Annotated in this window: 18 protein-coding genes, 1 tRNA gene, 1 pseudogene and 1 riboswitch; of the genes and pseudogenes, 3 read left to right on the top strand and 17 right to left on the bottom strand. The window is 72.2% G+C overall.

The window, feature by feature from the left end:
* The first annotated feature begins 79 nt into the window (after positions 1-79).
* A complete protein-coding gene (locus HUT06_RS17845; RefSeq protein ID WP_176196775.1) occupies positions 80-1,735 on the top strand; it encodes a glycerol-3-phosphate dehydrogenase/oxidase in 1,656 nt (551 codons plus the stop codon).
* Here HUT06_RS17845 and HUT06_RS17840 read toward each other — a convergent pair.
* The 10 genes from HUT06_RS17840 to HUT06_RS17795 form a co-directional block, all read right to left on the bottom strand.
* Positions 1,732-2,538, bottom strand: coding sequence for a MaoC family dehydratase N-terminal domain-containing protein (locus HUT06_RS17840; RefSeq protein WP_176196774.1), 807 nt, complete (start codon positions 2,536-2,538; stop codon positions 1,732-1,734). The genes HUT06_RS17845 and HUT06_RS17840 overlap by 4 nt on opposite strands.
* A 228-nt stretch (positions 2,539-2,766) precedes the next feature.
* Complete coding sequence (locus HUT06_RS17835; RefSeq protein ID WP_176196773.1) at positions 2,767-3,921, bottom strand: acetyl-CoA C-acetyltransferase; 1,155 nt, start codon at positions 3,919-3,921, stop codon at positions 2,767-2,769.
* A 24-nt stretch (positions 3,922-3,945) separates the two neighbouring features.
* Positions 3,946-4,566 carry a TetR/AcrR family transcriptional regulator gene (locus tag HUT06_RS17830; protein ID WP_176196772.1) on the bottom strand — a complete coding sequence of 207 codons (621 nt, stop codon included), beginning with the start codon at positions 4,564-4,566 and terminating at the stop codon, positions 3,946-3,948.
* A 7-nt stretch (positions 4,567-4,573) separates the two neighbouring features.
* Positions 4,574-5,353 (bottom strand): SDR family oxidoreductase, encoded by a 780-nt coding sequence (locus HUT06_RS17825; protein ID WP_176196771.1) that lies wholly within the window; start codon positions 5,351-5,353, stop codon positions 4,574-4,576.
* The gene (locus HUT06_RS17820) at positions 5,350-6,531 is read right to left on the bottom strand and encodes an acyl-CoA dehydrogenase family protein (RefSeq protein ID WP_176196770.1); all 1,182 of its coding nucleotides are present in this window, start codon (positions 6,529-6,531) and stop codon (positions 5,350-5,352) included. Before HUT06_RS17820 ends, HUT06_RS17825 begins: the two co-directional genes overlap by 4 nt.
* A 24-nt stretch (positions 6,532-6,555) precedes the next feature.
* On the bottom strand, positions 6,556-7,821 hold the full coding sequence (locus tag HUT06_RS17815; protein WP_176196769.1) for a glycosyltransferase: 1,266 nt from the start codon (positions 7,819-7,821) through the stop codon (positions 6,556-6,558).
* Entirely contained in the window at positions 7,805-10,714 is a 2,910-nt protein-coding gene (locus tag HUT06_RS17810; RefSeq protein ID WP_176196768.1) for a CDP-glycerol glycerophosphotransferase family protein, read from the bottom strand. The genes HUT06_RS17815 and HUT06_RS17810 overlap by 17 nt, the downstream gene beginning before the upstream one ends.
* 243 nt (positions 10,715-10,957) lie before the next feature.
* Positions 10,958-11,710: a CHAP domain-containing protein gene (locus HUT06_RS17805; protein WP_176196767.1), complete on the bottom strand. Its 753-nt coding sequence runs from the start codon at positions 11,708-11,710 to the stop codon at positions 10,958-10,960.
* A 10-nt stretch (positions 11,711-11,720) separates the two neighbouring features.
* Positions 11,721-11,878, bottom strand: a riboswitch (cyclic di-AMP (ydaO/yuaA leader).
* 454 nt (positions 11,879-12,332) lie between these two features.
* Positions 12,333-14,195, bottom strand: a complete 1,863-nt coding sequence (locus tag HUT06_RS17800; RefSeq protein ID WP_254715239.1) for a PP2C family protein-serine/threonine phosphatase — start codon at positions 14,193-14,195, stop codon at positions 12,333-12,335.
* Positions 14,196-14,408: 213 nt separating this feature from the next.
* Positions 14,409-15,083, bottom strand: a complete 675-nt coding sequence (locus HUT06_RS17795; protein ID WP_217711334.1) for a hypothetical protein — start codon at positions 15,081-15,083, stop codon at positions 14,409-14,411.
* Positions 15,084-15,320: 237 nt separating this feature from the next.
* Here HUT06_RS17795 and HUT06_RS17790 point away from each other — a divergent pair.
* Positions 15,321-15,394: transfer RNA gene (locus tag HUT06_RS17790), tRNA-Pro, on the top strand.
* Here the strand turns inward: HUT06_RS17790 and HUT06_RS17785 are convergent.
* The 7 genes and pseudogenes from HUT06_RS17785 to HUT06_RS45600 form a co-directional block, all read right to left on the bottom strand.
* A complete protein-coding gene (locus HUT06_RS17785; RefSeq protein WP_254715238.1) occupies positions 15,360-15,656 on the bottom strand; it encodes a hypothetical protein in 297 nt (98 codons plus the stop codon). The genes HUT06_RS17790 and HUT06_RS17785 overlap by 35 nt on opposite strands.
* Positions 15,649-15,867 carry a hypothetical protein gene (locus HUT06_RS17780; protein ID WP_176193782.1) on the bottom strand — a complete coding sequence of 73 codons (219 nt, stop codon included), beginning with the start codon at positions 15,865-15,867 and terminating at the stop codon, positions 15,649-15,651. Before HUT06_RS17780 ends, HUT06_RS17785 begins: the two co-directional genes overlap by 8 nt.
* A 78-nt stretch (positions 15,868-15,945) precedes the next feature.
* Positions 15,946-17,379 carry a TfuA-like protein gene (locus tag HUT06_RS17775; RefSeq protein WP_176196763.1) on the bottom strand — a complete coding sequence of 478 codons (1,434 nt, stop codon included), beginning with the start codon at positions 17,377-17,379 and terminating at the stop codon, positions 15,946-15,948.
* Positions 17,379-18,602 carry a YcaO-like family protein gene (locus HUT06_RS17770; RefSeq protein WP_176196762.1) on the bottom strand — a complete coding sequence of 408 codons (1,224 nt, stop codon included), beginning with the start codon at positions 18,600-18,602 and terminating at the stop codon, positions 17,379-17,381. Before HUT06_RS17770 ends, HUT06_RS17775 begins: the two co-directional genes overlap by 1 nt.
* Positions 18,603-18,611: 9 nt before the next feature.
* On the bottom strand, positions 18,612-18,764 hold the full coding sequence (locus HUT06_RS17765; protein WP_176196761.1) for a hypothetical protein: 153 nt from the start codon (positions 18,762-18,764) through the stop codon (positions 18,612-18,614).
* Between the two features lie 112 nt (positions 18,765-18,876).
* A complete protein-coding gene (locus HUT06_RS17760) occupies positions 18,877-19,887 on the bottom strand; it encodes an L-histidine N(alpha)-methyltransferase (protein ID WP_176196760.1) in 1,011 nt (336 codons plus the stop codon).
* A 460-nt stretch (positions 19,888-20,347) separates the two neighbouring features.
* Positions 20,348-20,434, bottom strand: a pseudogene (locus tag HUT06_RS45600) (recombinase family protein); the annotation flags it as partial.
* 172 nt (positions 20,435-20,606) lie between these two features.
* Here HUT06_RS45600 and HUT06_RS17750 point away from each other — a divergent pair.
* Positions 20,607-20,885, top strand: a complete 279-nt coding sequence (locus HUT06_RS17750; RefSeq protein WP_176196759.1) for a hypothetical protein — start codon at positions 20,607-20,609, stop codon at positions 20,883-20,885.
* The last annotated feature ends 43 nt before the right edge of the window (positions 20,886-20,928 follow it).

Raw genomic sequence — 20,928 nt, 5'->3', positions numbered from 1 at the left:
CACCCCCGGGCCGCGGCCACCCGCCGCGGCCCGGGGCCCGCCCAACTGACGAGCTGGCGCTTACATCCGGGAGAGAGCAGTGACATCCGTAGCCCTCGGTCCGCGGTACCGCGAGGACGCGCTGCGCGCCCTCGCCGAGGCCGAGTTCGACGTGCTGGTGGTCGGCGGCGGCATCGTCGGCGCCGGCGCGGCCCTCGACGCGATCTCGCGGGGGCTGTCCGTCGCCCTGGTGGAGGCGCGGGACTGGGCGGCGGGGACGTCCAGCCGCTCCAGCAAGCTCATCCACGGCGGCCTGCGCTACCTCGAACAGCGCGACTTCGGGCTGGTGCGGGAGGCGCTGCGGGAACGCGGCCTGCTCCTGCACCGGCTCGCGCCGCACCTGGTGCGTCCCGTCCAGTTCCTGTACCCGCTGCGCAACCGGGTGTGGGAGCGCGCCTACGTCAGCGCGGGCGTCACCCTGTACGACACGATGGGCGGCAGCCGGGCGCTCCCCCGCCACCGGCAGCTGACCCGGCGCGGCGCCCTGCGCCAGGCGCCCGCGCTGCGCTCGGACGCGCTGATCGGCGCCGTCCAGTACTACGACGCGCAGGTGGACGACGCCCGCTACACGATGATGGTCGCGCGCACCGCCGCCCAGTACGGCGCCAAGGTCGTCACCCGCGCCGAGGCGACGGGCTTCCTGCGCGAGGGCGAGCGGGTCACCGGCGCCACGGTCGTCGACCTGGAGGGCGGCCGTGAGATCTCCGTACGGGCCCGGCGGGTGGTGTGCGCGACCGGCGTATGGACGGACGGCGCCCAGGCGATGACCGGCTCGCGGGCCGCGTTCGGGGTGCGCGCGTCCAAGGGCGTCCACCTGGTGGTGCCTCGCGACCGGATCCCGATGGAGACCGGCCTGATCACGCGGACGTCCAAGAGCGTGCTGTTCATCATCCCGTGGGGGCGGCACTGGCTCGTCGGCACCACCGACACCCCGCACGACGACGGGCCCGACGAGCCCGTCGCCGAGCACACCGACATCGGCTACCTCCTCGACCAGGCGAACGCCGTCCTGCGGACGCCGCTCACCCACGACGACATCGAGGGCGTCTACGCGGGGCTGCGGCCGCTGCTGTCCGGCGAGTTCGACGACACGACGCGGCTGTCGCGCGAGCACGCGGTCGCCGAACCGGTCCCGGGCCTCGTCGTCGTCACCGGCGGCAAGTTCACCACCTACCGGGTGATGGCGCAGGACGCGGTGGACGCGGTCGCCGACGGCCTGGACGAGTCCGTGCCCGCGTCCGTCACCGCCCGGCTGCCGGTCCTCGGCGCGACCGGCTTCGAGGTGCTGTGGAACGAGCGGCGCCGCCTCGCCGCCGAGTCGGGGCTGCACGTCGCGCGGATCGAGCACCTGCTGCGCCGCTACGGGGCGTGCGCCCTGGAGGTCCTGCGGCTGGTCGCCGACAGCTCGGCGCTCGGCGCGCCCGTCCCCGGCGCCGAGGACTACCTGTGCGCCGAGGCCGTCTACGCGGTGACGCACGAGGGCGCCCTGCACCTGGAGGACGTCCTGGCCCGCCGGCTGCGGGTCGCGATCGAGGAGTGGGACGGCGGCGTGGCCGCGGCGTCCCGCGTCGCCGAGCTGGTGGCGCCCGTCCTCGGCTGGGACGAGGAGGACGTCAGCGACGAGATCAAGCGGTTCGTCCGGCGGACGGCCGAGGAGCGCCGCGGCGGCGCCGCCCGCGCGGAGGCCGCCGCCTAGGCGAACGTCGCGGTCATCGCGGTGACCCCGCCGGGCGCCTCGATGGACAGCTCCCCGTCCGGGGACCCGGCCGCGACGAACGGCTGCCCCGCGTACACGGGCCGCCGGGCGCGGAACGACAGCTCCCGCACCGTCCGGCCCGCCCGGCGCGGCAGTTCGAGGCACAGGATCGCCAGCAGCGGCCCGTGCACGACCAGCCCTCCGTGCCCCTCCACCCCGGTCGCGTACGCCTCGTCGTAGTGGATTCGATGGGCGTTGTAAGTAAGCGCGCCAAACCGGAACAGCAGCACCGGATCAGCGGTCAACGCCAACGTCCAGGGCGCCTTCACATCAGGGCCGGAGAACGACACCTCCCCCGGCGAAGCAGCAGCGTCACCGCTCCGGTAGACGAGATCCTGCTCCTCAACCGCGATCTCAGCACCGTCCCGCAGAAAGCCATGCCGGACGGTGACGAACAGCATCTCCCCACTGCGCCCCTGCTTCACCACCGTCGAGGCAAGCTCGGTCCTACGGGTGACCGTGTCGCCGACCCGCAACGGCTCCCGCACGCGGAACCGCCCCCCGGCGAACATGCGGCGCCGCTCAGGGACGGGCGGCAGGAACCGCCCGTCGCGCGGATGCCCGTCCGGCCCCAGCTCCCGCTGCGCGGGCCGCTCCAGGAAGTGGACCCACTGCCACAGCGGCGGCAGCTCGTCCCCGGGCGGCTCGACGCCGAGCACCCCCGCGAGCGCCGCCGACGGCGCCGCGTCGATGACCTCGGTCGTCTCCTGCGGCTCCGGCGCCCATCCCGCGATGTCGATCACCGCCCCATCGTGTCAGGCCGGGATGAGGGGGCAGTGCGTGCCCTTGAAGATGGTGGGGACGCACCGGTCGCAGTGGATGCACAGCGACGGGGTCGACGGGTCGGGCGGCCGGAGGGCGCCCAACGCCCGGAGGCCGCCCGACCCGCCGGCAGAGAGGCCGTTGACGGGGGTTTCCAGGGGGTCGCTCCCCTTGGGAAACAGGGTTCCGGGGGGGCGCTCCCCTGGGAGTCACAGCTTCTCGAGGATGGTCACATTCGCCTGGCCGCCGCCTTCGCACATCGTCTGGAGGCCGTAGCGGCCGCCCGTGCGGTCCAGTTCGTGGAGGAGGGTCGTCATGAGGCGGGCACCGGTGGCGCCGAGGGGGTGGCCGAGGGCGATGGCGCCGCCGTTGGGGTTGACCTTGGCGGGGTCGGCGCCGGTCTCCTTCAGCCAGGCGAGGACGACGGACGCGAACGCCTCGTTGATCTCGACGGCGTCGATGTCGTCCATCGTCATGCCGGTCTTCTTGAACGCGTGCGCGGTGGCGGGGATCGGCGCGGACAGCATCCGGATCGGGTCCTCGCCGCGGGCGGAGATGTGGTGGATGCGGGCGCGTGGGGTGAGGCCGTGGTCCTTGACGGCCTGCTCGGAGGCGATGAGCAGGGCGGCGGAGCCGTCGGAGATCTGGGACGACACGGCGGCGGTGAGGCGCCCGCCGTCCACGAGGGTCTTCAGGCCGGCCATCTTCTCCAGGGTGGTGTCGCGGCGGGGGCCCTCGTCGGTGGCGACGCCCTCGTAGGGGGCGATCTCGCGTTCGAAGCGGCCCTCGTCGATGGCGCGGATGGCGCGCTGGTGCGACTCGTAGGCGAAGCGCTCCATCTCCTCGCGGGACAGGTCCCAGTCGCGGGCGATCATCTCGGCGCCGTGGAACTGGGAGACCTCCCGGTCGCCGTAGCGGCGGGTCCAGCCCTTGGAGCCGGCGAAGGGGCCCTCGGTGAAGCCGAGCGGCGCGGCGGCGGTCATCGCGGAGGCGATCGGGATCTGCGACATGTTCTGCACGCCGCCCGCCACGACGAGGTCGGACGTCCCGGACAGGACGGCCTGCGCGGCGAAGTGCACGGCCTGCTGGGACGAGCCGCACTGCCGGTCGACGGTGACGCCGGGGACCTCCTCGGGCAGCCCGGCGGCGAGCCAGCAGGTGCGGGCGATGTCGCCGGCCTGCGGGCCGATGGTGTCGACGCAGCCGAACACGACGTCCTCGACGGCGGCCGGGTCGATCTTCGTCCGGTCCATGAGCGCGGTGAGGACGTGCGCGCCGAGGTCGGCGGGGTGCGCGCCGGCGAGCCCGCCGTTGCGCCGCCCCACCGGGGCCCGGACTGCGTCGACGATGTACGCCTCGGCCATGGTCTTCTCCTTCGTACGGGGGGCCTAGCTCGCCTGGATGCCTTCGAGGACCATGGCGAGGTACTGCTTGGCGATGTCGTCGGCGGACAGCCGCCCGCCGTGCTGGTACCAGTTCGCCGCGACCCACACGGTGTCGCGGATGAACCGGTAGACGAGGGTGCGGTCGAGGTCGGCGCGGAACGCGCCCTCCTTGACGCCCCGGTCCAGCAGCGACAGCCACATCTCCTCGAACCGGCGCTGCGAGTCGAGCAGGTAGTGGAACCGCTCGCCGGTGGTGGCGAGGTGCTTGGACTCGTTCTGGTAGAGGACGACGGCGGGCCGGTGCCGGTCGATCGAGCGGAACGACTGCGCGACGACGGCCTCGAGGGTGTCGCGGGCGTTCAGGCCCGCCGCGAGGACCTGCTCGTACCCGGCCCACATCTCGTCCAGGAAGGTGCGGAGGATCTCGTCGGCCATCGACTCCTTGGAGTCGAAGTGGTAGTAGAGGCTGCCGCCGAGGATGCCGGCGGCGTCGGCGACCTTCCGGACGGTGGTGGCGGAGTAGCCCTGGGAGGCGAACACCTCGGCGGCCGTGGCGAGCAGTTCCGCCCGCCGTTCCGCGCGGGCGGCGGCGGTGCCCTCGGCGTCGCGCCGTCGTGGACTCATCGGTTTCCTATGCGTGCTGGGAGGAGACGGAGACGACCTCGCCCGTCATGTAGGACGAGTAGTCGCTGGCCAGGAAGACGATAACGTTGGCCACCTCCCACGGCTCCGCGTAGCGCCCGAAGGCCTCCCGCCGCGTCAGCTCGTCCAGCAGCTCCTCCGAGGTCACCTTCACCAGGTGCGGGTGCATGGCGAGGGACGGCGACACGGCGTTGATCCGGACGCCGTGGTCGGCGGCCTCCAGCGCGGCGCAGCGGGTGAGCGCCATGACGCCGGCCTTGGCGGCCGCGTAGTGGGACTGGCCCTTCTGCGCCCGCCAGCCGATCACGGAGGCGTTGTTGACGATGACGCCGGAGCCCTGGTCCCGCATGGCGCGCAGGGCGGCGCGGGTGCAGCGCATGGTGCCGTTGAGGGTGATGTCGATGACGCGGTCCCACTGCTCGTCGGCCATGTCGACGAGGTCGGCGGTCCCGCCGAGGCCGGCGTTGTTGACGGCGACGTCGACGCGGCCGTAGCGCTCGACGGCGAGCGCGTACAGCGCCTGGACCTGCTCCTCGGAGGTGACGTCGCAGGGCAGCGCGGCGACCCGGTCGGCGCCGAACCCCTTCTCCAGCTCCTGCGCGGACGCGGTGAGCCGCCGCTCGTGCGTGTCGGAGATCAGGACGCGGGCGCCCTCCTCCAGGCAGCGCCGGGCGGTGGCGCCGCCGATCCCGGCGCCGGCGGCGGCGGTGATCACGACGGCGCGGTCCTTCAGCAGGCCGTGGCCGGGGACGTAGGGCGGGGGCGTCATCCGCGTGCCTCTCTCGGGAGCCCGAGCACGCGCTCGGCGATGATGTTGCGCTGGATCTCGTTCGACCCGGCGTAGATCGTGTCGGAGCGGGAGAACAGGAACAGCCGCTGCCAGTCGTTGAGGTCGTAGGGTTCATCGTCGGCGACGAGCCCGGCGGCGCCGAGGACGTCCATGGCCAGCTCGCCCAGCTCGCGGTGCCAGGTGCCCCAGACGAGCTTGGAGATGGACGACTCGGGGCCGGGGGCGCCGGCGGCGACGCCCGCCATGGTCCGCACCGCGTTCAGCCGCATGATCTCCAGGCCCATGTAGGACCGGGTCAGCCGGTCGCGCAGCAGCGGGTCGTCGACGGCGCCGGTGCGGCGGGCGAGGTCGGCGACGCCCTCGAACTCGCGGGCGAACCCGACCTGCTGGCCGAGGGTCGCGACGCCGCGCTCGAACCCGAGCGTGGCCATCGCGATCTTCCAGCCCTCGCCGGGCGCGCCGACGATGTCGCCGGCGCCCGTGCGGGCGTCGTCGAAGAACACCTCGTTGAACTCGGAGGTGCCGGTGAGCTGGATGATCGGCCGGATGTCCACGCCGTCCTGCTTCATCGGGACGAGCAGGTACGACAGGCCCTTGTGGCGGGACGAGCCGGGCTCGGTGCGGCAGACGACGAAGCACCAGTCCGCTTCGAGGGCCAGCGACGTCCACACCTTCTGGCCGTTGACCGTCCAGTGGTCGCCGGACAGCTCGGCGCGGGTCTGCACGTTGGCCAGGTCGGAGCCGGCGTCGGGCTCGGAGTAGCCCTGGCACCACAGCTCCTCGACCGCCACGATCGGCGGGAGGAACCGGGCGCGCTGCTCGTCGGTGCCGAACGCGATGATCGTCGGGCCGAGCAGGTTCTCGCCGATGTGGTTGACCCGGGCGGGGCCGTCGGCGAGCGCGTACTCCTCGTGGAAGATCACCTGCTGCTCGACGGTGGCGCCGCGGCCGCCGTACTCGCGCGGCCAGCCGACGCACGTCCAGCCGGCCGCGGCCATGTGCCGTTCCCAGGCCAGCCGCTCCTCGAACGCCTCGTGCTCGCGGCCGGGCCCGCCGAGCCCGCGGGCGTGCGCGAAGTCACCCGAGAGGTTCGTCTGGAGCCAGTCGCGGACCTCGGCGCGGAACGCGCGGTCCGCCGGCGACTCGTTCTGCTTCACGCCAGGAACTCTACCAAACAGTTGTTAGAAAGAATCTCTCCCCAGGGCGGGTTCCACCGCCCGCTCCGCCGCCGGCGCCGGCGCCGGTTCGCGGACGGGCGCGGGCGGGCGCTCGGGCACGGCCGCCGGATGCTCGCGGTACAGCAGGTCGAACAGCCGGTCCCAGCGGGCGAGGACGGCGTCCGGGTGGAAGCGCAGCACCGACGCCCGCGCGGCGGCCCCGAGGGCGCGGCGCTCCTCCGGGTCCCCCATGAGGCGGTCCAGCGCGGCGGCGAACGCGGCCGTGTCGCCCGGCTCGACCAGGACGCCGCTCTCCTCGCCGTCGCCGAGCAGGGCCCGGACGCCCGGCGCGCAGTCGAACGCGACCGTCGGCAGCCCGTAGGCCATGGCCTCCAGCACCGACATCGGGAAGCCCTCGGCCCGCGACGGCAGCGCGAGCACCGACGCCTCGACCAGCGCCTGCTCGACGTCGGTGACCACCCCCCGGAACTCCACGGAGTCCGACAGCCCGGCGGCCTCCGCCCGCGCCCGCAGCTCCGCCTCCTTCGGGCCGCCGCCGTAGATGTGGAGCCGCCAGTCCGGATGGCCCGCGCGGACCGCCTCCCACGCCTCCAGCATCAGGTCGACGCCCTTCTCGTGGGACAGGCGCCCGACGCAGGCGACGACCGGGAGGTCCAGCGTGGGGTGGACGGCCGGCGTCACATGCAGCGGGTTCGGGATGTGGTCGGCGTTGGTCATGCCGTCCCGGGCCCAGGCGTCGGCGTCCTCGGCCGTCAGCACCAGCATCCGGTCGGCGCCGGTGTAGTGCTCCCTGACCCTGCGGTAGCGGGTCGACTTGCGGGTGGCCTCGTACGACTCGTGGCTCATCGCCACGACCCGCAGCCCGGACGTGTCGGCCAGCCGCACCCACTCCATCGCCCACACCTGCGCCACGATGACCACTGCCCCGGGCCCGGCGGCGGCGAACAGCTCCGTCAGCCGCGCGGCGCCGCGCCGCTGGGCCGCCGTCCGGCGCAGGTCCCGCGCGCGCGCCGCCGCGTTCAGCTTCTGCAGCGTCCCCTTCGGCCGCCACGCCAGCACGGGTGCCCGCCAGTCCCGGTGCAGCACCTCGACGGCGTAGGAGCCGTCGCGGTCGTGGTGGTACGGCTCCGCGCCGCGGGCGATCCCGACCAGGGTGACCCGGTCGCCGCGCCCGGCCAGCAGCCGTGCCATGTGGTGCGCCCAGCGCTGCAGCCCGCCCATGTCGTCGGCGTTGTTGCACACGATGAAGACGTCACGCGGTGCGGCCATGGCTGCTCCCCCTGCGGTTCGTGCGTTCACTCCTGCGGTCCGGCCGTGCGGCCGGGAAGTAGCGGTCCGCCACCGTCCGGGCGGCGGTGCCCCGGTCGTGCTCGCCGAAGCGCGCGGCGAACGCGCGGCGCCGGGGGCCCTGGACGGCCTCTGCGGCGTCCAGGCCGGCCAGCGCGGCGACGAGCTCCCGCTCGGTGCGGGTGATCGGCCCGGGACCGTCCCGGCCCAGGTCGAGGTATCCGGGGGCGCGGTCGAGGCCGTCCGGGAGGTGCAGGACGATCGGCCGGTCCAGCAGCGCGAAGTCGAACATGATCGAGGAGTGGTCGGTGACCAGCGCGTCCGCGAGGAGCAGCAGGAGGGTGGCGTCGGGCACCGCGCCGGCGTCCCGCATGACCGCGCGGGCGCCGGGCGGGACGTTGGCGCGGCACAGGTAGTGGGGCCGGACGAGCAGGACGTACTCCTCCCCCAGCTCCCGCGCGAATATCTCGGGGTCGATGGGGGGCTCCAGCAGCCCGCCCGGGCGCCCGTCCGGCCCGGTGGCGAAGGTCGGCGCGTACAGGACGGCGCGGCGGCCGTCGTCCAGGCCGAGGGATTCGCGGAGCGCGGCGACCTCGGCGGCCAGCTCCGGATCGCCGTCCACCCCGTTGACCAGGGGGTCGTTGCGGGGGTACCCGGCGGGGAGCAGCTCCGAGCGCACCCCGAGCCCGGCGCACAGGGTCTCGACGTCGTGCCCGGAGCGCACCAGGAAGCAGTCGTAGCGCTCCACCATGCGCCGCAGCCGGGCCCTCTCGGCGGCGGAGGCCCGCTTCAGGCGCGGCTGGTCGAGACCCATCGGCTTGACGGCCGAGCCGTGCCAGGTCTGGATATAGGTGGTCTCACGGCGTTTGCGCAGGCCCTCGGGGAAGCCCTGGTTGTCCACCCAGAACTGGGCGCGTGCCAGCGCCAGAAAGTACCTCCACGAGCCCCGGCGGACGAGCACGGCGTCCTTGGGGAACCCCTTCGGGGAGGACGCGTACGCCCACACCGCCGTGATCGGCCGCCCCGTCCTGCGCAGCTCCCGGTAGAGGTATTTGGGGTTGTCGGAGTAGTGGCGTCCTAGATGGCTCTCGAAGACCACCTGGCCGGTCCGGACGGGCAGCCGGCTGAGCACCCGGTTGAACACGGCGACCTTGGTCCGGCGCGCGGTGAGCCGCCGGGCCGCCGCCCGCCGCGCCGCCCGGACGCGGCGCCAGGCGAGCCGCCCCGCCGCCGAGCGGGCGCCGCGCAGCGCGGCGGCCCTCGCGAGCCGCGCCCACGGGTTCGCCGTCTCCAGCGTGAACGCCAGGTCCCCGCGGCCGGTGAGGCGCGACCGGAGGCTGTCTCCGGCAAGCCGCGTCAGCCGGGGCCGGACGGGCAGCGCGACGCCCTCCAGCGGCGGCGATCCGGGGCCCTCGCCGAGGCGGCAGACCATGTCCTCGCCGTCCGCCCGGACGCGGAGCCACGCGTCCCAGACGGGGTCGGCGAACCCGATCGGCCTGATCCCGGCGGCCGGGTCGAACTCCGCCCGCCAGGCCAGGCGGTCGCCCTCGTGCCGGACGGCGGCGCGGATCCGCGCCCGGCGGGACCCGCGGCGCCGGTCGCGCAACTCCAGCGTCCCGGCGAGCTCGGCGGCCGGCGGGATCCGGCGCAGCGGGTTCGGCACGTGCCCGGCGATCAGGGCGCGGCCGCCGCGCACCTCCAGCCGCGTCACGGTCCCGGCCGGGCACAGCTCCCGCAGCGGCCGGACGTGGAAGCCGAGGCCGGTGACGTCCAGGATCCGGCGGCCGAGCCGCCCGCGCGGCCCGCCCTCGCCCCAGAAGACCCGCCCGTCCCGCTCCACCAGCCGGGCGCGGAGCACGGGCCGCCGCGGTGGCCGGTACTCGGCGGCGGCCAGCGCCCCCGCGTGGTCGCCCTCGCGGACCAGGTACGCGGCGATCGCGGACAGCGGGTTGGCCAGCTCGAACACGCGCGGGTCGAGCTCGGCCAGGTAGCCGGCCGCCAGCTCCAGGAACCGGTCCCGGTGGGCGGGGTCGCGCCCGCGCAGTTCCCGCAGGTAGAGCAGCAGGTCGTGGTTGACGAACTTCACGTCCTTGGCGCGCCCGAGATCGTGCGCGCCGCGCAGCGCGAACAGCATGTCGATGCGCCGGTGGATCTCCAGCCGGTCGGCGAAGTTGGCCGGGTCCGCCCGCCGGTTGGAGATCGACGGCGCGCCCGTCCGCCGCCGGACGAGCCAGCGGTAGACGCGGTGCGGGATCACCGCGGTCCGCTCCGCCGCCAGGTAGGCCTCGGCGGTGAACAGCAGGTCCTCGTAGTGCAGCCGCTCGACGAACCGCAGGCCGTGCTCCTCCAGGAAGCCGCGCCGGTACGCCTTGTTGGTGGAGAGGGTGTCGTAGAGGAGGTCGGGGTTCTCGCGCAGCGAGCCGTACACGGCGCTGCGTTCGTACAGCCACGGGTACCAGGGGCGGACGCGCCCCTTCGCGCCTTCAGGCAGGTCCAGGAAGACCCGCTCGCACAGCCCGGAGACCAGGTCGGCGCCGGTGTCCTCGGCGATGGCGAGCAGGTTGAGGCAGGCGTGCCGGTCCAGCAGGTCGTCGCTGTCGAGGAACATCACGTACCGGCCGGACGAGGCGTCCACGCCGGCGTTGCGGGGCCGGCCGCAGCCGCCGGAGTTGACCGGCAGGTGCACCGCCCGGACCCGGCCCGGCCGCGCCGCGGCGAGCCGCTCGGCGACCTCCCCGGTGCCGTCGGTGCTGGCGTCGTCGACGATCACGGTCTCGACGCCGCCCAGGGACTGCTCCAGCGTCGAGGCGACCGCATGGGGGAGCCGCCGGGCGTCGTTGTAGGCGATCACCACCACGCTGACATCCGGGCGCACCCGCTCGGCCTCCCCTCACCGGTTCCCGCTCGCACCGGCCCGGCCGCCGGGAGCCGGAGGCCGGTCGGACGTTGCCAGGGATTCCTATCCAGGAACGCCCCAGTGAGGCCCAGGGGGCGTCAAAGGCTGTCATTGCTTCCCATTACCCGCCTACAACGGAGACTTAGGACACACCCTCAAGGAACGCCCGAAGGCGCCCGGCCGGAGCCGGGCGCCTTCGATCCGTACGCTCTGGGAGGCGCGTCAGGACGCGTAGTCGGGGTAGCCGTAGCCGACGACCTCGGACTTGTCGCGGACCTTCTTCTGCACCTCGTTGTCGCTGTTGCCCTCGACCGTGCTGATCTTGCCGTTGCCGTTGTCCTTCACGACGAGGCCGACATGGTCGATGTCGCCGATGCTGCCGTTCGAGCCGTCCTTCCAGTCGAAGAACACCACGGCGCCCGGCTTGGGCTTGTCGCCCCAGCGGTCGGTCTTCTTGAACCAGGTGGCGTGCTGGACGGTGTAGGCGTCCCAGCCCATGTTCTTCACGCCGGTGTGGGCCCCGACCCAGGACACGAACATGTCGCACCACTGGGCGCCGTTGTAGGCCTTGACCGAGAAGCCGCCGTCGCGCTGGGCGGTGGCCTTGGCGTGCGGGGTCGAGGTGTACCACTCGTGGAACTTGGTCTGGCCGCCCTTGCCCTCGCTGATGCCGACCTGCTTCTTGGCGAGGTCGATCACCTCGGAGGCCTTGACCGGGCGCGGCGCGACGCCCCAGCCGGCCTCGCGGGCCTCGGCCTGGGTCATGCCCGCGGACTGCTTCGACGCGGTGCCCTGCTCGGCCACCGCGGCCGCCTTCGCCTGGGCCGGGGTCTCGGCCGCGGCGCTGCCGCCGGCGAGGGGGTTGAGGACGGCGAGCCCGACGGCTCCGGTGAGCACGGCGCCCACGGCGACACCGACGGCCTTGTCCTCGGGGGAGAAGCGGTTGAGCGAAAGTCGATCGAAACGACCGGTCATGCAGGGAATCTCCTATCTTCCATGACGCCTACCGGGTTAGCTGACGGATTCGGGCATGGAAGCAGCCCTACGGCGCGGCTCTGGGTCGCGCCGATTCACCCCTGGAACATTGGGTCCCCGGCTCCGTCCGGTCGCTGTCGACCGGGACGGACTCGGCCTCGCACCGCACTCTGCGGCGCAGACTTATCGGATGTATCTCAGTGACTGATCTCTGAGGGGCGCGCATCGTCTGGCGCGCATCGCGTGCGGATTCCGCTCCGCGATCCTCGGCCGTCCAGAGAACGGACGACCGGCGGCAACGCATGGGGTGCGCTGCGGGATTCCGGATAGAAGGTACCAACCTTCTGCGGAAAAGCAAACCAGGCACAAAACTCTGTCTTGCCTGCTCAAAGCCCTTCCAAGGATCCTTCAACACCGTCAGGGCGCGGCATCTTCCCGATCTTTCCCGAACTGGCCCTCAGCCCTTTGCCCATGGGCCTTACCGGCGATGACCAAAAGGTAAAGAAACCCGGGGAGCCCCGGCGGCCGCCTGCCCCGGGGCCGCCCTTCACAGGGCCCCTGGGGCGTCCTCCTGCGGTCTAGCTCACAGGCCCCGCCCACCCCGGGATCCGGGTGCGCTTCGTCACTCGACCCGCAGCGCGAACAGCGTGGTGTCGTCCGCCGCCCGGTCGTGCTCCATCCGCGCCAGGACCTCGTCCAGCACCCGGTCGGGGCGGGTCGAGCCGTCCCGCAGGATGCCGGTGAGGCGCTCGATGCGCTCGTCCAGGTCGGCGTCCCTGCGCTCCACCAGGCCGTCGGTGTAGAGGAACAGCATGTCCCCGGGGTCGAGCTCGGTGGTGATCGTCGTGTACTGCCAGCCGGGCATCGCGCCGAGCATCGGGTCGCGGACGACCTCCAGCGGCGCCGCCCACCCGTCCCGGACCAGGATCGGCGGCGGATGGCCCGCGCACGTCCACTCCAGCACCCGGCGGGCCGGGTCGAAATGCCCGACGATCGCGGTGCCCGTCGCCGGCGGGTCCATGTTGCCGACCAGCTCGTTCAGCCAGCCCACCAGCCGCCCCGCCGGCTCGCCCGTGCACGCGAGGCCCAGCAGCCCGTTCCGCGTGCGCGCCATCGCGGCCGCCGCCGGCAGCCCGTGCCCGGCCGCGTCGCCGATCGCGAACACGGCCCGCCCGTCCGGCAGCACCCGCGTCGCGAACCAGTCCCCGCCGATGCGGGCGGTGCTCTCCGCCGCCAGGCTGCGCAGCGCCACCGACAGGCCCGGCAGCTCCTCGATCTCGTCCTCGTCCGGCAGGATCGCGCGGCGCAGCGTCACCGCGACCCGCCGCTCCTGCGCCGTCCGCGCCTGCTGCTTGAGCATCTGCCGCCGCGTCTCGGCCAGCGCCCGCTCCACCCCGCGCCGCCGGGTGATGTCCTGCGAGACGATGTTGATCGAGACCGGCAGCCCGGAGTCGCCCAGCACCGGCTCGGCGAACAGCCACAGGTGCCGCGGCGTCCCGTCCGGCGCGATCACCCGGTGCTCGGCCTCCACCGGCTCCTTGCGGGAGAACATCGTCTGGACGGCCTCCTCCATCAGCGGGAGGTCGTCGTCCGCCACGACCTTCGGCAGGTCGTGCGGCATCGGCGGCACCTCCTCGGGGTCGAGGCCGTAGTTGGCCAGCATCTGCGGCGTCCAGTCCGCCTCGCCGGTCGCGAGGTCCCACTCCCCGAAGCCGATCAGCGCCAGCCGCTCCACCCGCTCCATCCGCCGCGCGACGCGGTCCTCGGCGAAGTGGTACCGCCACGTGACGCACACCCCGGTCGACACCCGCACGCACCGCACGCTCATCCGGGACGAGCGGGACAGCCCCCGCTGCGCCGTGGTGTAGGAGAACGAGTCGCGCTCCAGCCGCGTCCCCGTCTCCCACACCTCCACGTACTCCTCGAACAGCCCGCTGAGGACCGCCCCCGGATCCGTGCGCAGCAGCCGGAGCCCGGTCAGCTCCTCCCTGCCGCGCCCGAACATGTCCTTGGCCACACCGTTGAGATCGGCGTACAGGAAGTCCGCCACAGCCCCATCGGGGCCCATGACCGGCACCAGGTGGGCGCAGGAGTCGAGCGTCCCGTCCAGCAGCGCCCGCGCCAGGGCGTCGTCCCCCACCTCGGCGAGGATCTCCGCATCGCCCGCCGTGTCCTCCGCCATCACCCGGCGCAGGACCTCCTCCGCCTCCGACAGCACCGCCTGGCGCTCCGCCGCGCCGCCCTCGTCCCGCGGCGCGCGGCGCCCCGCGAGCACGGCCCCGACCGGCCCGTCCCCGCTGTCCTTGACCAGCAGGGACGCCGCTTCGGCCAGGTCCATCTCCAGGTCGCGGGCAAGCCAGATCAGATGCTGCAGCGCCTCCCCCGGCGGGACGCCGAGCCGCCGGGCCAGCACGACCCGCGCCTCGGCCAGCACCGCGCGGTCGTGCGCGGCCCCCCGGAGGTCCTCCAGGTCCGCAACGTGCACCCCGGGCTGGGTGCCTTCCGCCTCCGCCAACCCTGTCCCCCGTTCGGCGTCACTGCCCCTGGGAGAAAAAAGCTACATACGCCAGCGAAGGACTATTCGCCCACAACCTGGTAAACAGCCCAGATCTTTGCCCGGGTTTTCCGTTCCCGCCCGAACCCCACCACTTCCGATGACCCGCTCCGCACGGAACGCTTCCCGACCGTGTGACGCCCGTCACGCCGCCCGCAGGACGTCCCTGGTCAAGGCCGTGATCCCGTTCGACGCCCGCCGGTACGACGTCCCCGCCGGCCACAGCGTCAGCACGACCACGATCTTGTCCCCCACCATCCCGGTCGTGTGCAGGACAGGCCTCCCGAGCCCGAGATCGGGCCGCACCGCCGACGGCCGCGACGGCGCCTCGAACCCCGACCACCCCTGCTTGACGGCCGCCCCGTCCGCCGCCCGCGGAATCCCGAACGTCTGGTCGAACCCATCGGAGCCCCGCGGCGTCGCCCGCCGCAACTGCTCCAGCACGAACCCGTCCACATGCCGCCACATCGTCACGACGTCCCGGGCACTCAGCGCCGTATACCCCCAGAACCCGGGCTTCTCCGCAGGCGGCGCCACCGTCTCCCGCAACCCCAGCCGCCGCACCATCCGTTCGACGATCTCGCCCTGCCCGCCCCGCCCCCAGAACTCCGTGGCCGCCCCGTCGTCACTGGACCGCAGCATCGCCTTCAGCAACGCCCGATCCGCCGCCGAGGCCCGATGCCGCTCCAGATAGTCCAGCGCGATCAGAATCTTCACCACGGAAGCCGACCGGAACACCTGCCCCGCCTGCCGCTCGACCAGCACCCGCCCCGCCCGAGCGTCGAAGACCACATAGGACGCCCGAACCCCCTCGGGCACCCGAGGCACGACCTTCCTCGGCACTCGCGTCGCCATCGTCACCTCAGGCTCAGGACTCCCGCTCACCGGCCGCGCCCCTCCCCCGCACCCGCACAGCACCCCCGCGCACAGGACCCCGCCGACCACGCCCCGCACAGACACCATCCGCCCCGCCCAACGACCGGCGGGACCCGCAATCCCGGTACGCACGACCCCGCGGACTGCGCTACAGTAATCAAGCCCGCTCAGAACGGGCACCGGGACGTAGCGCAGTTTGGCAGCGCACTTGACTGGGGGTCAAGGGGTCGTGGGTTCAAATCCCGCCGTCCCGACAGAGAAACACCAGCTCAGAGGGGCTTCGGAGATCACTCCGGAGCCCTTTTTCGATCTTGAAAGTCGATGGGGGAGCCACAAGGGGAGCCACCACCGGCCGACCCACGCCGACTCGCCCGTACCGAACACCGAGTCGGCGACCCGTGCGCCCCTGCTGATCACCGGCCGGAGCTGATGCCGGTACACCTGACCGGTGACCGCCGGGGAGGAGTGCCCGCACAGATCGGCGATCGCCTCGATGGGCACCCCGCCGTCACTCATGATCGAGACGAACGAGTGACGCAGCTCGCGCGGAGACCAGCGTCCGGCGCGACTTCTCGGTCTTGGTGTCGCCGTGAGCCCGCACCGACCGCCACACATAGATGGCGAAGGTGTCGCGGTCGAAGCCGGCCTTGGTCACCGGCCGCCATTCGGCCGCGTCGTCGATCCACGCCACGACGTGGGCCCACTGCAGCGCCCGGGCATCTGCCATGCGGCACCCGAGACGAGCGCCTCTCATCGATCGCCGACCGCGGTGGCGCGCCAAGATCGACAGAGGAGTGCCGGTTTGTCAGGCGTCGGCGCGCGGGCCTCTTGGCCGGTTGATCTGCAGGTCGATTAGGTCAGGGTTGTATCTGGCGAGAAGATGGTACGGCCGGGCGGCGGCGATCAGGACGTCTCGGGGGCCGATTCCCCGGTCGAGTGCGTGCAGGTCCAGGGTTTCAGGTGCGGCGCCCCATTGTTCGCCGATACGGGTCAGGATGCGGTCCGCTGACAACCTGTGGATATCGAAGGTGGATTGGGTCCGCCGCGCGTGCTCGTTCACCGATTTCGCGGCGTTGACGATCTTCGCCGCTGCCTGGACGACCGGCCGCCGGCGCAGCGCGTCCAGTGCCAGGCCGTCCGCGGGGGCTCCGGGCGTCAGCTGGAAGCTGCGGACCAGGAAGGTGCCGAGCTGGTCTTTCAGGGGACGCGAGTCCCGCTCGGCCGGGGACAGCCACAGGTCGAGAAAGCCCAGGTCTTCGGGCTTGCTCGACCTGTGGTCCGGGATGACGCGGCGGTGCCGCGCGTGCTCCAGCGCTCTGTCGAGCGTCGCCTTCGTGTGCCGGGTCCGGCATCTGGAGGTGCATTCTCGGCCGAGATGGTCGAATACCAGGTCCCGATAGAAGTCCGGATAGTCGCGGGCGAAGAGCTGGCATATCCGCAGGACGCTCATCTCGGCGGTCCTGCCGTCCTCGGTGTCGATGCCACGCGCCCCCAGTCGCCACCGGTGCAGGTAGACGGTGGGCGCAACGGTGACCTCGGGCACCACGGTGGGGGTGGGCGCGTGGCGGGTGCTGCTGTTGGCGCGGCCGTCCTCCAGGGTGCGCAGTTCGCCGACCAGTTCGAGTGCGTCCCGGCGTTTGAGATTGACCGGGCGGGTCGCGCACAGGTGCCGTAGCGCTTCAACGCTTGATGCCGGGATGTCTGTTTCGCGGGCGAGCCGGACGAGTTCCGGGTAGGAGCGCAGGCGGTACGGGCGCCGGGCCAGCGCGGCGATGAGGTCGCCTGCGGTGGCCCCGTCGAGGATCCCCTCATCTACGCACAGGCGCAGGGTCGCGCGGATGTTGACGAGGGCTTCGGATACCGGCTGGTACCCATCGTCCGCCGGACTGTGCAGGAGGGCCACCTCGTCGTCGGCCGTTAGCCGCCCTTGCTGGTAGTCACGGTAGATGCGGCCCACGCCGCGCATGCCGAAAATATCGAGTTCGGCTGCCCGCAGCGCGCCCATGCTGGCGGCGCCGAGGACCGTCACGCCGGCCTCGAGGAGGGCGAGGATCTCCTTGTGCCGGACGGCGCGGGTCTGGCGGAAGTAGCCGTCGATGATCCCGACGGCGTCTCCCTGCCGGGGTGCGAGTTCAAGCAGGTCACCTGCCGCAACGGGCGGGAGGACGGTGATGTCGTCCGCGGCGGGCAGGTCGGCGGCGTCCGGCAGGCTGGGGCCGACGAACAGGAACCGGGCCATCAGATCAACGCCGGTTCGCAGTCCAGGCCGGGGCAGACCACCCGTACGACGGGGATCCCCAGCCGGGAGTCGGTGTGGTCCGCGACCAGCGGAGACCGGCCGGTCAGGGACACGACGCGGGTGACGGTGGTGCGCAGGTCCTCCGCGAGGGTCTCGTGACGGACGGAAGCGATCTCGTCGTAAGAGAGCCGTCCGGCTTTCGCGGGCGGTGCGGGACGTGCGATCCGGCCCGAGACGGCACGCCGGTAGGCGCCCGTGGTGAGGTCGTCCCGAGCCCCGGCGATCTGGGCGGCGCGCGACTGCGCCGCTTCGGTCAGGGCACGGCAGAGAGCGACGTCGCGGTCGAGGTGAGCGCCGGCGCCGGCGAACAAGACCGGGAACTCCTCACTCCAGATGGTGGCCAGGAAGCAGGCGAGCCCGGTGGGCGACGGGAGCGCGTCGACGCGAACGTCGACAGCGGCCGCGTCCAGACGGTCCAGCGGGTCACGGGCCGGGCCCTCCACGGTGGTCAGGTCGAGGGGCAGCGGGGCTTCGGTCCTGGCACGGGTCAGGCAGTCGCGTTCGATGACCTCGTAGAGGCCGTGGAGTGCCGCTTCGGCGAAGGTGTTCCCGCTGGCGAGCCCGTTGCTGTTCTGGGCGAAGAGGGGCGGCATCCAGGTGTCGCGCACACGGCCGTCCAGGCGCAGCAGGTCGGTCGGCAGGAAGGTGTCCGTATCGTCGTCCAAGCGGGTTGCCCTGGTCCATTCGAGCTCTAGGCCGGGCCACAGGTGGTGACGAGGTTCCAAGGGCAGTTCGCGGACGCGGTACCCGCACGCGGGTTCCATGTCGGCGACGGCGGCGACCGTCTCGCCTGGGCCGATGCGCTCGGCGTGCCAGGACTCGATCGACTCCATGGCGGCGGAGATCTTGGCGAGGTCGCGGGTGAGGCCCTTGCCCTGGCTGACGGAGACCGTCCGGGAGTTCGGGCGGACGGCCTGGTAGACCGGTATGCCGATCTCGTCCAGCCAGGTGACGTCGGCGAGCCGGGTGATGCCGACAAGCGGGAAGAGCGGCCGGATCCGGCGCAGCGTCTCCGCGGGGCGCAGGACGCGGTGGGTACCGGACAGGCAGGCCTTGCGGGTGCTGTCGAGGGCGGAGACGGGGCGTGCGAACGCCCCGTCCCCGCCGGACGGGCCGTCCGCCGTCCCGCCGCCGGTTCGGTCAGCGATGGCGGGACGGCTCACTCGGGACCGTCACGCGCCGTGGACGTCGGCGGGCTCGAGGTCGGCGTCGTCCTTCAGCTTGACGCTCCAGCAGGTGTCCCTGGTCATCATCTGGATCTTGCTGGGCTCCGCGGGGTCCTGCTCGTCACGGAGTTCGGCTGCGGTCGGGAGGTGGAGAGCCATGTGCCAACCCTTCTGTCGTCGGCCGGTATCGCTGCAGCGATCCCGCGCTGAGCGTAACCACATCTGATCTTCTTGAAAAGATCTTGATCCGTCCGACCGCCCGGATCCCTGGTCAGCGGGCGGGCGTTGCGGCGACGAGGACCACTTGCTTGTCCTGGCCGTGTTCGAACAGGCGGACCCGCAGCCCGCAGCGGCCGAGCTGGTCGGCCACCGCCGCGGCGTCGTGGTAGAGGTAGCGCCAGACGAGCACGGTGTCGCCCGGCTCGAACGCGACCGCCCTCTGGTCGTCTCCGACCGCGAAGGTCACGGTGACCGGCTCGAGGAACCGCACCCGGACAAAGACATCGCTGCGGTCACGGTCGAACCCGGTTTCGGTGACGTACCAGGAGCGGTCGACGGCGAGCAGGTCCAGTCCCGCCAGTTGCTGGGGCTTGTACGGGCCGCCGACGCTGATCTGGTCCATGAAGGGAGGCCGGTCGACACCGGTGTCGATGCGCAGCGTCAACAGCAGCGCGTCGTCATCGCGCAAGGAATGGCATACGTGTCGCAGAACCCGGGCCGGGTCGGCAAAGTTGTAAAGCGTCCCACCGGCCAGGACGACGAAACGAACGGTATCGGCGCCGTCGCCTTCGGCGGCGAGAACGCGGGCGAGATCGGGACCGGTGAAATCGCCGCGGCACAGCTCGAAGCGTCCCGCGTGACCGGGGAAGTCATTTCCGAGGTTCTGCCTGGCCAGTTCGAGGATCTGCGCGCTGATGTCGATCGCGCGGTAGCCGGCCAGGCGGGACTCGTCCAGCAGGTGGCGGATCAGCCCGCGCACCGGACGCGTCGTCCCCGGTCCGAGGTCGACGATCCGGACCGGTGAAGCTGACGGCGCGACGGCGAGGAGCCGGGCGGCGTGGCTCGTCAGGAGCGTGTCGAAATCGCTCAGCATCGGCGAGTGCTCGGCATCGGACGGTGTTTCGGCCTCCCGCCACATCTCGCTGCCATCGCCGAGGTAGGTCAGTTCGTACGGGAACTCGCCACGCTGAACGAGCGAGTCGACGATGGCATCGACCTGTGCCGCCGAGTAGGTGCGATAGAAGTCGTCGCGCGGCGACACGGAATGCTGTTGTACATCCATCACGGCGGACAGTACATCGTCGGACAATACGTCTGTCCACCCCCGGATGTGCCGCTCGAATCGTGAGTTACATGGTCTGAGCTGGGCTTATGCGGCGCGGTGATACTCGCTGACCACGCCCGTGACAGCGTGTTCTCGGCGGCTGGATCGCAGGTCCGACACGTCGCGGACAGGCTGCGTTTCGATGTCCGGAGGTCGTTGGTGCCGGGCATCTGGTGCGGTCCATGGCCGTTGGAGTGAATCAGGTACTCGCGGAGGAGCATCGCACGACGCCGCAGGCTTCGCTTCATGCTGCGGACCGCACCGTCGCTCCCCCTAAGGGCCTTTGACGCTGGGCTTCGACCCGCCCGTTTCCAGACGAACCCGCCAGCCTGCTACCGAGCCTCCTGGCAGCTACCCGGACCGGACATCCTGCCCGCGGGCGCGGGCGGCGGCCAGGCAATCGTTGGTGCCCCGCACGGCGGATGAACTCGGCCAGGGCGGCGAAGACGTGGAAGACCAGGCGGCCGCCGGGGATGGTGGTGTCGATCGCCTCGTGCAGCGATCGGGTGTGCAGCTCTGCGCACTCGGCGTCCTTGCCGGACGCCTAGAAGAACCGGCTGCGCTACGACCGCAACTACCGCGAAGCCGCCAAAGCATGCGACAAGTGGTTCCCCGGCTGGAAGGAGCAGTGCGATGAGTTCCCGTTCCGCACCACCTACGAAGGCGTCGCCCGGTCGATGGCCGAATACAACGACGACCTCGGAGGACCCAAGTACCAGGACATGTACTCAGTGCTGCCACTATGCGGTCCGCAGAACGAAGCGGCGGGGCGTGTGCTGTGCTCGTTCTACAACAACGACCGGATCCTCAACATGGACCCCTACCACATCAAGGTCCGTACTCCCCAAGCGCCGGTTACCCAAGGAACGGCGTCAACGCCCCGAGCCGCGGCCGGCGACCCCGGCGATGAGCCTGACGTTCCCAACCAGGACGACGACGCCTGCGGAAATCCGTAACCGTACTGGATGATTGGCGGGGGCAGGGCCTAGGTCCTGCCCC

Origin of the sequence: Actinomadura sp. NAK00032, from assembly GCF_013364275.1 — a bacterium.
Classification (GTDB): Bacteria; Actinomycetota; Actinomycetes; order Streptosporangiales; family Streptosporangiaceae; genus Spirillospora.
This window is presented reverse-complemented; position numbering and strand designations above follow the sequence as displayed.